We start from the raw sequence: 14674 nt of genomic DNA, 5'->3' as shown, positions 1-14674 counted from the left end.
TGGATTATCACCGAGGCTGACCGAAGCAGTACCTGTGTGCTTCTTCCGTCAGAATATTAGGGAAGGTGCTTCCGTCATCGGCAGTCTTCAGGTGCCGCACCACAAGAATTCCCGCCACAATCGTTAGCACGCAATATAATTTTCGCCTTTTGATCGTCCTCAGACTTCCCGCCATGGGCTGACCCCCTGAGCTGTTCCGCCAATCAACAAAAAGTAAGTCATCTATGGTCTTGACTTACTACGTGTCCATCGGTACGCTAGTCCAGTACACGACGGACCAAATTGAGATGAAACGTGACACAGCGGTTGTGACGACAAGGGGTCAGATGGTTATACCCGCCCGCCTCCGACGTCTTCTAGGCATCGAGGAGGGCACGACGGTAGTCATCACGGAAGAGAAAGGGCGACTGGTGATGCAGCCGATTACGGCTGAGTTCATTCGCGGGCTAAGAGGCTCCTTGAAACGAGAACCCTCCGCTCTGACGAGTCTAGCCGAGGAGCGAAAGCGAGAACAGGTCGCATGAAGCGATACATGCTGGACGCATCTGCGGTTATCGCCTTTCTGGAAGATCGTGGCGGAGCGGAAGTGGTCGAGGATCTCCTCGGAAAAGCTGCCAGCAGCCAACAGTTCTTACAAGTGTCAGTTGTTAACTGGGGAGAAATATATTCGGCCATCTGTCGCGTTACCGGGCGCGAGGCTGCCAATCGAAAGATCGAAGAACTCGAGCAATTGCCCATTGAACTTGTAGACGTGGACAGTGCCGTGACCAAGTTGGCAGCAGAACTGAGTGCCCAGTACAAATTACCCTATCTGAGCTGCATAGGAGCAGCAACCGCCAAGACGCATAAGGCCACGTTTGTTACGGCAGAAAAGGAGTTCGAGTCTGTAGGAAATGATCTGAAGTTGCTGTTGGTATGAAGTTGCCCTTCCCCCGGTTGAGGCTGCGAAATTCAACGACGCAATCTTTGGAGGCCGAGATGCCGGAACTTGTCTATACACCGGATGCTGATCTTCGGGTGCACGAGGAAGGAGCTATCAAGCTCATCTGCAAACCCTTTCAGTCTCATGAGAACGGGATGCCGGAATGGGTGAAGAATGGTGCGGACGCTTATGCACGAGAGAATACGCCAGAATCCGGGCGAGTGATCGTGATCATTTTCGATCACGGGCGCAGGAACGCGCCCAGTTCAATCTCATGTCTTGATTTTGTCGGCATGACATCCGCCGTTATCGAGAAGAACTTTCGAATCTGGGCGGATCCCGAAGCGGCGACACGTGGCGGCGTCACCGCTGGTGTCCAGGGCGGTCATGGAAATGGTGGAAAGTGCTACATGACCCAGATGTTTGATCGCTACGCGATGATCAAGACCGTTAAGCAAAAGAAGGGAAGCTGCTACGGTGTCGTGGCAGGTTCGATCAAATTTGGTTACATACCCGACCGCGACGAGGGGCGTGATTACCTGGTCAAGGACATGCGGGCTGAACTGGAGAAGGCATTGCTTTTTGTCCATTGTCCAATGAAGTCTCTGCCCCCAGCCGCCCTCACAGCGTTGAAGGCGACAGACGGGTTTACCCTCATCACGGGCGTAGATCCGAAGGGTTACGGGAATCGAATCAACGTGCAGCATCTCATCTCTAATCTGCAAGAGAATGCCCAAATGATTCGCACCCTTGAATTGTGCAAGGTGTTCGTAGTCGCAAACGGTGAAGTGGCGGACAATGGAAAGCCGCTATCGCTACCGGACATTAAACCAATGGAGGGTGCGGAGACCCCGCGTGTCATCGCGATACCCGCGACACTCAAAGACCCGGTCTCAGGCCAGCAAGCGTCAACTACTGACGCCGGGAAGTTGCCGGCTGGTTCTCTGACTCTGCGTACATCGGACGTCAGCATGCGCTGGAGCAGGAAGGGGCGGCACAACATCATCTACAAAGCTCAGTCCGGTTACATCGGCTTCACTCCGATGTTTCAATTGGATGTTCAGTCTCCTTACAGGGATCGCATCTACGGCGAATGCCAGTTGGACAGTCTAGAGCCCTTCAAGCAAAACGATCGAGGGCCGTTGGCAAAGGCTCCGCTGCCAAGAGCAGTTGAACACTTTATCTCGGAGCAGGTTCAACTGTACGCCAAAGAGTTTGAGGCTAAAGAAAGACGACGCTACGACCAGGAGGAAAAGAATGCCATCAGCAAAATGAATGAAGCCTTAGATCGTTGGAAGAACCGCCTTCTGACGGAAGTAATGAAGGGGCTTTGGGGATCTGGTGAGGGCACGAGTAAGCCGAAGCGCGAGATCCTACCAACGGGCACTCCAGTGCGGATCGAGTTGACGCTGAGTCACCGGAAAGCAGGACTTGGAGTTTCATTTCGTCCATCGTTAAAGTTTTTTGATGCAGAAGGTAAGCGCATCCGTCCAGTGCCGTTCCGGTGGGTGAGTGACGACAACAACGTGGCAATGGTAGATGAAGACTTGGGTGTGATCACCACGTTCACATACGGCGAGACGTCAATTCGCGCGGAGACCTTGAAGGGAAAATTGAAGTCCAACGAGGTGCCGCTGGAAGTAGCCCGGATTGTGGAGATCAACATTTCACCTAGCGAAGTAACGATGGCTGCTGGCACACGGGATAGGCTTACCGCAGTATGCCGCTTGGCAAACGGTGAAGAGACCTCTGATGTCTATTTAGTATGGACCGAGGACACTCCCGCCGTAGCCAGCGTTAGCTCCGCTGGGCTGGTGTATGGCTTCGCTCCTGGTCAGACGAAGGTCTCAGCGGGGGATGACAAGAGCATGGCGAAAAACCCGGCTGTTGTGATCGTTACTCCCGGTGAGGGCAGGGGTAAGGGCGATAAGTCCGGAGGGAAAGGTTATCCGCGAGTCTTGGTATCCGGCGAATTTGACCGTGACCCGGACACAAGCGAGTTTGTGAACTTCAGCCACGAAGACCCACCCGTTGCTCAGCGTCCTCAAGATGTTGACAGGAATGTCTGGTGGATCAATAGCTCTGCACCCCTCGCGAAGCTGTACCTGGCGGTCTCTAAGGGATATGGTCACGAATCTCGCGAGTGGAGGATGTACCACATCGAACGAATCATAGACGTAATGGTACAAATTGCTCTGACGCAAGGTCCGAGCGACGGCGATACCGGATCGCCGCAAGAGTGGATACTGAAGGGTGGAATGCAAGAAGCCGAGATTCAGGCAGCAGCAGCTGCCGACTTGGGCGAGTTCATTGCCACAGGTGAACTACCGCCGGAGGACGCATGGGCCACTACGGCAAGTTGAGTGTGGCGGACAAGCTGTTGCTCGCCGCAAATGATTTGGAGCAAGCCGGACGAAAGAGTTTTTCGGCAGAGGATCTAGTTGTTGCGGCGTGGAGAAAGTTTCCGGATGTGTTTGGCTTATCTGGCTATCTAGATGAGAAAGGCCAACCCGTGTATCCGGACTCCAATAGAGTCTTTGCCGAGATTATGGGTTCAAAGCCGATACGGGAGCGGGGTCTTCTCACAAAGGTCGGGAACAAGATGTACCAGATCACGGATGCAGGGCGAGAGCACGCTCTGTCTCTCAACGCCACCACCGCCGTGCCAAGTGAAAGCCGCGTGACTAAGGCTGGACTTGCCAGGCCGACCATCGAGGCACTCAAGAAGCTCCTCGCATCGAAGGCAGTTGAGAAGGCAAAGAACAATAGAGTTGACGACATTACGTTCTACGATGCGTGTGCTTTCTGGGGAATCTCGCCGATGAGTTCAGCCATTGAACTCGAAGGCCGAACCGCGAATCTTGAAAGGATCGTGGACACCGCTCGCGGTGCACTGCGAGGAAAGGCAACAAGCAGCTTTGGGCACGGTGGGCCGGGTTTCGGACTGGACGACCTGAAACGCTTGATGGAAGTTCATAATGTCTTGTTGGAGAAATTCAAGGTTGAACTCGCAGTCATTCGGCAAAGAGGCGACGAAAGGAAGACCTAGCCTCTGTTTCTTGCGCTGATGGCTAAGCGGCTCGGCGTTTCTTCTTCCCGGAGGAGAATTGAGGGAAGCGACCTTTGGAAGCCGTTATGTAGTCTAGCCGGGCTTCAACCGACATCCACCGTCGTTTCAGACGCTCAGCTGCCGCACCCGTGGTGTTGCTGCCAGCGAACGGATCAAGCACCAAATCCCTCGACTCCGTCAAGAACTTGATGAAGAACTCCGGCAAGCCGATCGGCATACGGGCCGGGTGCGGTACGAGTTCGCGGTCACGGCAATACCGCAGGTAATCGTCAATGGACGCCGTGTTGGACAGCTTCAAAAAGTTCGTTGGAATCTGGTCGTCTTCCAGAAGAACGTTGGAGGGGATCGCACCATTGTTGTTCTTGAAGAAAGATTTCTTACCGATCTTATGCTCTGATGGCCGCTTCCCGGCGTTGTACCGTTTCGTGCTCAACAATTCGAGCATTGCTGCGCTATAAGGCTTGAGGACTTTACGATTGTCCGCCTTGGGTCGCTTCGTTGAGGACATCCACCATACGTGAGTGTACGAATCCTTTACTCGGATGCGTTCCACATTGACCCATTGCGCCGGGCTTGGTAGCCGGGCGGGGTTGTAACAAACGAACTGCTGGCACAGGTGGAACTTTCCCGCCTCGAGGAAAGCAAGCAGAGCTTTCAGGGCCAACGGCGACATGACCGGAGATCCTGGCTCCCAAGCGTTCCCCATTTCCATCACGATGGAACCGTCCTTCTTGAGGAGCTTCTTGAAAATCGGGGCAAAGCTAGTGAGCCATTTCAGGTACGCATCGCCCTGCGCATTGCCATACTTTTTCTTGCGATTGAGTGGGAACGGCGGCGACGTAAAGATGAGTTGAACTTTCCCTTGATACTTCTTGGCGCGTCGCGAACTCAGAACGGTCTCGGCCACGCCATGGAACATCACACCACGGAGGGTCTTGTACGCTGGCCTCGCCGCGACGCTGGCCGTCGTTTCAGTATCGAAGAACATGACTTTTGCTTTACTTGCATCCTTGCGAATCCGTTTTGCAACCTTGTTCATTTTCAAGTTCATGCTTTCGTGTCGACCTGAGCATTCGGTGCCGCGGAGCCGAACAGGGTCGGTTGCTGCTGAGCTTGCACATACTCCTCAGCTTTTCCTATGAACCAGGCCTTCAGGCTCATATGCTCCAGAGCGAGCGCGGAATAGAGCTTCCTCTTTAGCAGGGGATCAATCTCCAGCACGACCCGCCCGGACTCTCCGATTGGCACGTATGTAATATAACTTACATTACATAAGGCACATAGCATTTTAACTGTATAATTATCAACATGATATAGCGTGGTGTGTGGCTAGGTGGCCCGGCGCGAAGCGAGCCCTGACGCTCAGGGGTGCATTCCAGGCGCTCGAAGATGATCTGACAACGGGCGGGTTTCGGTCTTGGGATCAGCTCTAATGTGAAGGGGCTGTAGTTAGCGGATGACACCGCCTCGGATTCACCAAGCTACTTCTTCCCAGCCTTGACCTTTGCCCACCTTGCCCGCATCGCAGCCGCGATCTTTTTGCGGGCCGCTGCCGACATTCTGTGCTTCGGTCTCGCCGCTCTCTTCGCCCACCGTGCCTTCTGCGCGAGACTAATCTTCTTGCGGGCGGCTGCGGACATGGTCCACTTGCGCCTGCCTCTTGGCTTCGTGCTGTTCCCGGTTAATGCTGCGAGGGCCGCATGTAGGCGGTCGATTTCTGCGCGAATCTCTTTAGCGATCTTTTCGATTAGCATGGCGCGGAATTGTAGCACGCTACCTCCGCGTGCTTGAAGCGAGGTCTTTCGGATCTACCCAGATTCGGTCCGCGAGTGCTTGCACAGGATCAGCGGTGTCTTCAGGCTCCAAAATCCATTGCTTGGTTTTTTCGTCAAAACCGACCACTTTGTACCAATCCGTCCCGTACTGCACGATGTCCCCAATCTTCAAAACACTGTTCATACCCCTCCTCCTCCCCACATTGCTTGCGTGCCATGTGTCGATCATACCCTACTTCCTTCAGACTTTGTCAGGTCGCGCTGGGAACAGACTGTCCAGCAAGAGCCGAAAAGCTGACGCGCTCTTCCTCACCCTTAGTCTTAGAAGTCTCCCCCCCAAGACTTCTACCTTTCGGCTGTCCACGAAAATAATTTCGACTGCGAATTCCGGGAAACCTTCGGCTCTCGGTATTTGCATGCCGGGGCCAAAGGAGGCTCTTTGAAAATGACACAGATAACTGAAAAGAATATGGCACAGATAACTGAAAAGGAGTGGAGCTGGAATTGGAAACAAAACATCCGACCCAAGCGGAATGACCACATGCGATTGGCCCGTGGAACCACGTGGATCGGACAGGAGGATTACGATGCCGTTTGCTCCTACTTCAACGCGAAGTCCGACGCGAAGTTGAAGGGGTTGATCCGCCGAATAACCGCAACGGTGCCTGCTCCAATAGGTATCACGTCTGCCAGAGACCGATACACATTGAACATCCCGCGACACCCGACGACAGCAGTGGACGCTGGTGCCGTCCTCTGGATAGCGAAGGCAACACTGAAAGAGCGGAAGGCGCGGCGGAGGCTGGAGAAGGGTGGAACAGGAGAACCGAGGCCAGCGCGGCGGAAGAAATTCCAAGGTTAGCTGAACCCGGCCCCGGTAGATTAAACCGGAGGAATCTGTCCGGGGCGGTATTAGGTTGTGTCGGCTACGCGGGCTGACACTTCAATGCGGGCTTGGGGAGCGGTGCTCCTACACCGCTCCCCGACCGCAACTGCCTTAGGAGAGGCACAATGGCACCCAAGAAGAAACCCCGTGAACACGTCAACACCAAGTGGTTGCTCCGGCGAATCTCTGCCAACCTCACCGGCGTCCCGTCCGATCTGCGCGAGATGGTGCTCGCCCTATACGTTCACAGCAACACGTTCCTTGAGGCGGATGACGTGCGGAACGGCTGGGTTCAGTTCACCACTGTAGCCTCCCAAGATCAGCTAGCGGCCTATTGCCACCTGTCCGACGCCAAGGGCGCATACCGGCGTCTGGTGCGGCTCCAAAACCTAGAGATCGTGGACTGGGACCGGGGCAAGAGGAGCAACGGGAAGGGTCTCGCCAAGGAGTACTTCGTGACCCTGGATATTTCCAAATCGGGCGTCCAGAAGCCCGACGCGCCCGATATCGAAGACATCTTCCCAAGTGACGCGGGTTGCCAGCGGGTAGCCAGCGGGTTGCCCGCCCCCGAGGGGCTTAATCGGGCGTGCAGTGTATCCAAATCGGGCGTCTCCGATGCTATATCGGGCGTCCACAAGCCCGATACTGCCTTTTCTGCCCCACGTAGTGTACTGCCTACTGTGAAAGACGACGACCGAGACACAGAAGGACAGACGGGGGAAACCCCCGAACCCCCTCAGGGGGCTTTGCCCCCCGAACCCCCCACCGGGGACTTCTCGCCCCCGGACCCCCCGGCAGCTATTTCCTGTTTACCCGTCGCAGCTACGCTGCTCCCCCCCATTCCGCAGCCCCCCGTTCCAGCCAACGGTCACGACTGGTCTATCAAGGCGAGCAACGGCAGGTTTTTCTGCGGGCTATGCGGCTGCGGGTACGGCAGTCCATCGGGCCAGCGGACCTGCCGTAACGCAGCACCAGACCCAACAGCCACCCACCTGGTTGCTACGGCCCGGCCCTGAACCGGGCAAAAATAAATTTGCTGGGATATTCGGAAAACGGGGGGGCGGTCAGTAATAAGGGCTAGGAGGCCAAAAATCATGGCAACTACTAACCCTAACCCTAAACCGCGTAAGCCTTTGTGCACCTGTGGACAGCCTTGCCGCTGTGGCTACGTGCCCAGCTGCGATTGCTTAATGTGTCGTATTGAAGACGGGCGGGCTAACCCCGCCCCTGGAGGAGCGGTATGACCGAACAAGAATTGCAACGCATGGCGGATAACGTGGCCCGCAGCACCACCTGTCAAATCTGTGGCAATAGCAAGCAGCGGGCACATGCCTTCTGCATGAACCACTGGTGGGCCTTACCACTGGAACTGCGCAGCTATTGCCAGAACATGTGGAACGGGTGGACCAGCAGCCGTTCGCGAGCCTGGATTCGCTGTTACTACTGGCTGAAACGTGCAGAAAACGAACAGGCAACCATGCCGGATACGGAGGTTCTATGAACGTCTTATTCGATTGTGGTCACCAGGGCGAGATTCTGTTCGCTTGTCCTGACGACGAGATGGACGCCGATCAGGACCAGGTAGTGGCGGCCCTAAGCCCGGAGTGCCCGCTGTGCGCGGGCGAAGTAGAGCCGGGCGAACCCAACGTCTATGTGGTTGAGGGCGTCCCTACCACGGACATCATCCTGCGCGGAAGCGATCACGAGGCATAAGCAATGTGTGGAATCATCGGATACCGATATAACGGGGAACAACCTGGCCTGGTAGGAGCCTTCCTGCGGCAGATGCTTCTAGAGAGCAGCATACGCGGGCTTCACGCTACCGGCTACACCGACATCAGCCCGGACAGCGACACCTTGCGCACGGTGAAGGAATCGGTCTCTGCCGCGGAGTTCATCGCCCGCTACCCTAGCATCTTCGAGGAGCCTAGCTCGGTTGGCCTGTTCCATAACCGCTACTCCACCAGCGGGGACCACACCGACAAGCGGAATAACCAGCCCCTAGAAAACGGGCTGATCGCCATAGCCCACAACGGCATCATCTCGCAAGCTACCCCGGCACAATATGGGCCACAGTATGGGCTGTCCAACTTAGCAACGGCAAACGACAGCGAGATTCTGCTGCTCAAAATCGCCAAGTATCTCGGCAACGACCTGGCCGGAGCCGTTCGCAAGGGTCTTACGGAAACGGACCAGATCGCCACCCCCGTCTTCGCCCTGGTCATCCTAGACCACCAAAGGCACCTGGTGGGAATCCGTGACGACGTTCGCCCGCTCTACAAATTCTCGGTCCCCTCACTGGGGCTAACCGGCTTCTGCTCTACTGCGGACATCTTTCGGCGGGCGGCTCTTGCTGCCGACGTTGAGGGAGCCTGTGGTCCGCTTAACCCATTGAGGACATACAGCCTATGAACCGCCAAGACGCATTCTTCGCCTACTACAACACCTACATGCGGGTGGATATAGACCCGGCCTTCCCTGTGCTGCGCGAAATCTTCCGCCGGTACGAACTAAGCCACGAGCAGCAACTGTGGGCAACGTTCCTTTACACCGCGTTCTACCACATTGGCTCAGTGTTTCTCGTGATGCAGGAGTTCCCTGATTACGAGAAGGTGGACCGGGAACGGCTGTCGCGCTGGTTTCGTCACTTCACGCCAGAGCAGCGGCTTGCGCTGTTTCAAAAAGACCGACGCTGGAATGCCCGTACCTCCAAGTACGACCCGGCCAAGTTCCAGTTCGAGGTTCTTGTGGAGTCCTACCTACAGACTATGCAACATCCCCGGCCTCAAGCGGAGTACCTGGCTGGGGCAACTACGGCCCGCGAAGCATTCAAGCGGATCCGCCGCGTCAAAGGAATCGGGCGGCACGCGGGCCTAGCCTACGTGGAAACCCTGGTCCGCTGCGTCGGGTTGAAATTAGAGCCGGATGCCTATATCAACATCGCGGAGGAGGAATCGCACACAGGATACGCCTACCTAATAGGCAAGGATGCCGTCTCGGCAAAGGAGGCAGCAGAGATAGTTGGAAATTTAATGCCCGTGCTGCGTACCCGGTATCCGGACGTCCCGGTTGATGCGATGTATATGGAGACCGTCGGCTGCGCCTTCCGCAAACTGGTGGAGGGCCGCGTCTACCCCGGCTTCTACTTAGACCGCCAAGCGGAGGAGATTAACAAGATCGCTGCCTTTCCGTTGTCGTGCGGAGTTCACTGGGAAACGCTATGGCAGATTCGCGACGAAGTGTTCCCGGCACAGTATCTATCGAGGAAGGGCATCCGCGAGGAGTGGCTAGACCACTACAAGCGGACGGGCCAACTGGTCAACTTACTATGATCGCAATCACGCAGCTAAACAAGGAACAGTGGTACGCGGTATCACCACGGCAAGACCGCGAGTGGGCTAAGAACTGGGGCATCTACGCTCTGTATGCCGAGGACGGGCTGCACCAGCTAGCCGTAGATGGCGAGCCGGTCAGTTTTCACGCAACCTACTTCGCCAAAGGCAAGAAGGCAGATGGCTGGGGAAAGTATGCCAATTTCTATCTGGCCTACACTCTGCCAGCGTACCGGCGCAACGGCTACGCGACGCTGTTATACAACCACGTAATGCAAGAGGCACTGATGGCCGGCATGTTTCGCGTGAAGAGCCTGGTACAGAGCGACCTGGGCTACTACCTACACCGGGGTCTCGGCCACAAGTTCTGGGGAGTGGAGAAGCAAGGGCACCTGGTGGTTGACGAGCCGTTGATCACGCGCAACTGGCCCGAGGGCATCCCCAAGAAGGCCCGCGCTGCGCTTGACCCGCACGTGCTGGGCAGGGACGAACTATACGCCATTCTCTTGAAGCCACCGTTCAACATGGTGGGCAATATTGCGGACGTCGTCTAAGTCGGATACTGGGGCACCACCCCGGAGATGGAGGTTCAAGTCCTCCCGACCGCTCCAAAGAAAAAGACTTTCCGGTACTCATACAACTCATGGCGCTGACTCGTGGATGGGACTATCCGCAAGGACGTCCGCGCAGGGTTAACTCCCTTGCCTGTTATTGGGCATCCACGTCATGTCCGGGCCGCTAGGGTCTTTCACGGGAACGCCATGTCCCGTCTCCTCCCCGAGCGGCCCGAACACCAAAAATAAAGTTTCCCGCCAACCCCGATTCTCCTACCTGGCCCGGTATCTATCCCCATGACCCCATCCGAAGTAACTCGCCTGGCCACTTATTCATGCAGACCGTGTGCGACGTTTGCAAGGCGATAGCCCGACGCAAGACCGACGTTCCCCTGGTTGCTTGGAGAAATCCGGAACACGGTATACAGAAATGAGCAATCCTATTATCTCGTGCATCATGCCCACAAAGGAACGGCCCGCGCTGATCGGGATGGCCATCAATTGCTTCACGCGGCAGACCTACGAGAACCGCGAACTGATCGTCGTGGACAACGGTCGCGAGCCTATCAAGCATCTTGTGCCATTCCATCCCCACATCCGCTACTTCCGGACGCCAACACCGGGCCACGGCTGGCTTATGAACTTCGCTTGCGAGCAGTCCGTGGGAGAGTTCCTGTGTGCCTGGGATGACGACGATTGGTCAGCCGAAAACCGGCTAGAGGAGCAGTTGCGTCAATTAGGTACGGCTAGCGTAACCGGCTTCCACACCATCCCCTACTACGACATGCGTGATGGCAGAACGTACCGCTACACCTACTCGGGCAAAGGCGAGTATGCCTGCGGATCGTCGCAGTTCTTCCGTCGCGAGTTCTGGCGGAAGAATCGCTTTGCGGAGGTATGCCGTGGAGCGGATACCGCCTTCGCTTCCGCAGCTGCCAAGCAAGGCTGCCTGGTGACCTATCACGATGGCGGGCTGCTGGTAGCGCGGGCGCACCAGTACAACACGTGGCAACCACCCCTGGGAAACAAAGGCTTCCCGGCGATGCCACACGACCAACTGCCACCGGCCTTCCTAGCAGCACTCCGAGAGGAGGAGAGCAATGGCATACGGTAGACAGCCCCAGGACATCGTAGGGGATAACCCAAACAAGAGCCAGAACTACGGGCTGGTCAAAGGACGAACATGCGTCCGCGTCGTTAACGACCACAACCTGGATGTTATAGACGCGGCCCTAACCGCGCTGGAGACAAACCCACACGCCTATTCTCAAAAGACCAGCCACATGGTGGTCGTTAAGACGCTATCCGTTGGCAAGGGTCTAGTCCTGGACGACGATGGCGAAGGCAACTTCGTCATACGCACAGAGGCAGAGTTCAAGAAGATGCCCAAGCAGAAGCCGGGCGACCATGAGGTCCGGGCGCAACTGCTGGCGGACTCTGCTAAGCAGTTCAAGGTAGACGACACTCGCAAGGACAAGAAGTGATGCCTAAGGCACCAGCAAGACGATGCCTGCGTGCAGGATGCTCCACAACATCTGCCGGTCCATATTGTCCTCGCCACCAAGAGGTCAGGGACCGGGAGAGCGTCGCGCATAGTCGAGGATACGACAAGGACCGCAGAGTGAACGATCCCTACCGGGCGGAGTACCAGACCGAACGCTGGGCAAGGACTCGGCAGCGCGTCTTCGCTCGTGATCCCCTGTGTGTAGCGTGCGGCTACCGGGCCAGTACAGTGGCGGACCACAAGATCGCTGCCAAGGTCTGGGTCTCCTTGCACAACGGAGACGTGAACTCATTCTACGACGAAGCGAACCTACAGGGGATGTGCGTCAGTGACCACAATGCCAAGACTGCCAAGGAGGAGCGGCACTTGGCACGTGTACCCGGCGTGGGGTCAATTCCTTGTAAGTGATTGTCTTCAGAGCCTACGCTGCTCATTTTTGCGTATGCCGCCGAAAAAAGCCACTTTCTAATGTACTTATATGGGCCGACCATCAACACCGACAGCAATCTTGGAAGCTCGCGGCGCATTCTTGAACCATCCCGAGCGTGAGCGCACTAACGAGCTAAAGCCCGAAGGCTCGCTCCCTGCCGAGCCACCCGAAGACTTCACCAAGCTCCAGAAGAAGTGGTACAGGTGGTTCCTGAAGCACTGTCCGCCCGACGTCGCCACGGCCTGGGACCTCCCTTATGTCCTGGCCCTGGTGCGGCTCTTTGCCAAGGAGGCGGAGGGCACCATCAAGACCGCAGAGCGCACACAGATGATTGCCCTGGGTGCTAAGTTCGGTATGACACCGAGCGACCGGGCCAAGATTGCCGTTGATGCGAAGCCAAAAGACAGGCTCGCGGAGTTCCTAAAGAAGAAGCCCGGCCCGCCCCTGCCCGCGCACCTAGCTAACTAGGGCCGGGCCGGTTAATCGACAAACTTGACGTAAAACACCTTATTAGCGTCAATGAACGACCGCTGATCAGAGGGATCATTAGCTGCAATGACGTCTTCGACCCACCTTACACAGTCAGTAACCGGATTTACAGAGCCAGTGACTACCGGCCAGTTACCATACAGGTTAATCAATTCTGCCAACTTAACGACCACTTCACTTGCTTTTAGGCGTGCCATGTCCTCATTATACCCCACCAACCCGTAAGACAGCTAAAACCTCTATCCGCCCCTCTTCCATGTGGCCTATGAAGACAGTCTGGAACAGTGGTGACCATCGGCTCCAGGTGGTTCGCTAATTAACCGACTTCCTACCCCTAAGTAGATTGGCCAAACAAGCCTGACTCTTTCGAGGACAGGTGCGCGAGGCGCGTCCGTCCGCAATCACACTCTTTCGAGCGATCCAGGACTGGGCAAACAAATTCTCACTTAGAGGCTCATATGGATCGCAAAGAACTCCAGCAACGCAAGGCCCACCTGTTGAACAAGCAGGAAGCCATCCTCAACACAGCCGAGACTGCAAAGCGCAAGCTCACCGACGGTGAGGAAGCCGATTTCAAGGCAGCCACTGCCGAAATCGCTGACCTCGACCAGACGGTCGCTCGCATCGACGCCATTGCCAAGGGCAAGGCGGAACTCAACACACCCACCAGCCAGCCCGTAGTCAACGACGGCTCCAAGAAGAAGTTCGGCTCCAAGCAGACTTTCTCCGAAGAGTATGCCGAGGCTTTCTACGGCTCCTTCAAGAATGGTGGCTTCAAGAACACGTCCAACAGCGCACTAGGCGAGGGTGGCACCACCGACGGTGGCTACCTAGTTCCTATCACTGTTGACGGCACCATCGTGCCCCTGGCCCCGCAGGAACTGGCAATTCGCCAGCTGGCCCTGGTCATCCCGACCGACAACGACATCAAGTTGCCTGCTCAGTTGACCAAGACCCAGGCTGCTGCCAAGGCCGAATCGCGTGGTACGGATCACGCCTTCGCGGGCGTAGCTCCTAGCTTCACGCAGGTCACCCTGACCGCCTACATGGCGGGCGTGGTTGTCCCCGTAACCCTGGAACTGGCGCAGGATGTGCCTGCCCTTCAGCCGTTCTTGACTGCCGATTTGTCTCGCGGCATCCAGAACTACGAAGAGGACAAGTTCATCAACGGTTCCGGTTCTGGCGAGCCGATGGGCATCCTGAACGGCGCTGACGCAGGTCAGTCTGTCGCGATGGATGAGTACGGTGAGGCGGCTCTGGACCTGACCGGCGAACTGCGTGCGGCTTACTACCCGAACGCCAACTGGCTGATGAACCGCCAAACTGGTATCGCGATGCGCAAAAAGCAACTCGCTGCCAACCAGTTCAACCCCTACTGGGTCTCCACCGGGCGTGAAGATTTCCTGCACGGATTCAAAGTCTACTACTCCAGCGCGATGCCTGTTTACAGCGCATCTCCTGCGGTAGAAGGCGCGGTCGCTTTCGGCGACTTCAAGACGTGCATGGTAATCGGGGACCGTGGCGGCCCGGCCATCAACGTGAAGGTGCTTGACCAGACCTCCATCAAGAACGGCATCCTGGACGTCCTGGGATACCGCCGTACCGACTCGCGCATCCGCGTGTCGGAGGCTGTGAAGATCTGGACCATCACTGGCTAAGACCTTCACCACAACTAACAAAGGGCCGCTCTAAACCGGGCGGCCTTTTCCTTT

Annotated in this window: 17 protein-coding genes and 1 tRNA gene; 15 read left to right on the top strand and 3 right to left on the bottom strand. The window is 56.5% G+C overall.

The features are described 5' to 3' along the window. Nucleotides 1–326: 326 nt before the first annotated feature. From LAN64_01965 to LAN64_01950, 4 genes are read left to right on the top strand one after another with little or no spacing between them, the layout of a single operon-like run. The gene (locus LAN64_01965; protein ID MBZ5566595.1) at nucleotides 327–524 is read left to right on the top strand and encodes an AbrB/MazE/SpoVT family DNA-binding domain-containing protein; all 198 of its coding nucleotides are present in this window, start codon (nucleotides 327–329) and stop codon (nucleotides 522–524) included. Then, the gene (locus LAN64_01960; protein MBZ5566594.1) at nucleotides 521–919 is read left to right on the top strand and encodes a type II toxin-antitoxin system VapC family toxin; all 399 of its coding nucleotides are present in this window, start codon (nucleotides 521–523) and stop codon (nucleotides 917–919) included. The genes LAN64_01965 and LAN64_01960 overlap by 4 nt, the downstream gene beginning before the upstream one ends. A 59-nt stretch (nucleotides 920–978) precedes the next feature. Further along, nucleotides 979–3285, top strand: coding sequence for an Ig-like domain-containing protein (locus LAN64_01955; GenBank protein MBZ5566593.1), 2307 nt, complete (start codon nucleotides 979–981; stop codon nucleotides 3283–3285). Next, a complete protein-coding gene (locus LAN64_01950) occupies nucleotides 3264–3971 on the top strand; it encodes a hypothetical protein (GenBank protein MBZ5566592.1) in 708 nt (235 codons plus the stop codon). Before LAN64_01955 ends, LAN64_01950 begins: the two co-directional genes overlap by 22 nt. Nucleotides 3972–3993: 22 nt before the next feature. Here LAN64_01950 and LAN64_01945 read toward each other — a convergent pair whose 3' ends face one another. From LAN64_01945 to LAN64_01935, 3 genes are all read right to left on the bottom strand, one after another. Next, nucleotides 3994–4980, bottom strand: a complete 987-nt coding sequence (locus LAN64_01945) for a site-specific DNA-methyltransferase (GenBank protein MBZ5566591.1) — start codon at nucleotides 4978–4980, stop codon at nucleotides 3994–3996. Nucleotides 4981–5039: 59 nt separating this feature from the next. Then, a complete protein-coding gene (locus LAN64_01940) occupies nucleotides 5040–5240 on the bottom strand; it encodes a hypothetical protein (GenBank protein ID MBZ5566590.1) in 201 nt (66 codons plus the stop codon). 525 nt (nucleotides 5241–5765) lie between these two features. Next, nucleotides 5766–5951 (bottom strand): hypothetical protein, encoded by a 186-nt coding sequence (locus LAN64_01935; protein MBZ5566589.1) that lies wholly within the window; start codon nucleotides 5949–5951, stop codon nucleotides 5766–5768. Between the two features lie 827 nt (nucleotides 5952–6778). On the opposite strand from LAN64_01935, the gene LAN64_01930 reads away from it, so the two are divergent. The 11 genes from LAN64_01930 (at nucleotide 6779) to LAN64_01880 (ending at nucleotide 14620) form a co-directional block, all read left to right on the top strand. Beyond that, complete coding sequence (locus tag LAN64_01930; protein ID MBZ5566588.1) at nucleotides 6779–7669, top strand: hypothetical protein; 891 nt, start codon at nucleotides 6779–6781, stop codon at nucleotides 7667–7669. A gap of 224 nt (nucleotides 7670–7893) precedes the next feature. Beyond that, nucleotides 7894–8154 (top strand): hypothetical protein, encoded by a 261-nt coding sequence (locus LAN64_01925; GenBank protein ID MBZ5566587.1) that lies wholly within the window; start codon nucleotides 7894–7896, stop codon nucleotides 8152–8154. Continuing rightward, entirely contained in the window at nucleotides 8151–8366 is a 216-nt protein-coding gene (locus LAN64_01920) for a hypothetical protein (protein MBZ5566586.1), read from the top strand. The genes LAN64_01925 and LAN64_01920 overlap by 4 nt, the downstream gene beginning before the upstream one ends. Nucleotides 8367–8438: 72 nt before the next feature. Beyond that, on the top strand, nucleotides 8439–9065 hold the full coding sequence (locus LAN64_01915; GenBank protein ID MBZ5566585.1) for a hypothetical protein: 627 nt from the start codon (nucleotides 8439–8441) through the stop codon (nucleotides 9063–9065). Then, a complete protein-coding gene (locus LAN64_01910; GenBank protein ID MBZ5566584.1) occupies nucleotides 9062–9985 on the top strand; it encodes a hypothetical protein in 924 nt (307 codons plus the stop codon). The genes LAN64_01915 and LAN64_01910 overlap by 4 nt, the downstream gene beginning before the upstream one ends. Then, a complete protein-coding gene (locus LAN64_01905; protein MBZ5566583.1) occupies nucleotides 9982–10539 on the top strand; it encodes a GNAT family N-acetyltransferase in 558 nt (185 codons plus the stop codon). The genes LAN64_01910 and LAN64_01905 overlap by 4 nt, the downstream gene beginning before the upstream one ends. Beyond that, nucleotides 10525–10596: transfer RNA gene (locus LAN64_01900), tRNA-Gly, on the top strand. The genes LAN64_01905 and LAN64_01900 overlap by 15 nt, the downstream gene beginning before the upstream one ends. Before the next feature lie 373 nt (nucleotides 10597–10969). Next, entirely contained in the window at nucleotides 10970–11653 is a 684-nt protein-coding gene (locus LAN64_01895) for a glycosyltransferase (GenBank protein ID MBZ5566582.1), read from the top strand. Beyond that, nucleotides 11640–12023 carry a hypothetical protein gene (locus tag LAN64_01890; protein MBZ5566581.1) on the top strand — a complete coding sequence of 128 codons (384 nt, stop codon included), beginning with the start codon at nucleotides 11640–11642 and terminating at the stop codon, nucleotides 12021–12023. Before LAN64_01895 ends, LAN64_01890 begins: the two co-directional genes overlap by 14 nt. A 549-nt stretch (nucleotides 12024–12572) precedes the next feature. Beyond that, entirely contained in the window at nucleotides 12573–12941 is a 369-nt protein-coding gene (locus LAN64_01885; protein MBZ5566580.1) for a P27 family phage terminase small subunit, read from the top strand. Nucleotides 12942–13459: 518 nt separating this feature from the next. Further along, complete coding sequence (locus tag LAN64_01880) at nucleotides 13460–14620, top strand: phage major capsid protein (protein ID MBZ5566579.1); 1161 nt, start codon at nucleotides 13460–13462, stop codon at nucleotides 14618–14620. Nucleotides 14621–14674 lie beyond the last annotated feature (54 nt).

Source organism: Terriglobia bacterium (genome assembly GCA_020073185.1).
GTDB lineage: Bacteria > Acidobacteriota > Terriglobia > Terriglobales > Acidobacteriaceae > JAIQGF01.
The sequence above is the reverse complement of the archived record's forward strand: the minus strand, read 5'-3'. Positions and strand labels throughout refer to the sequence as shown.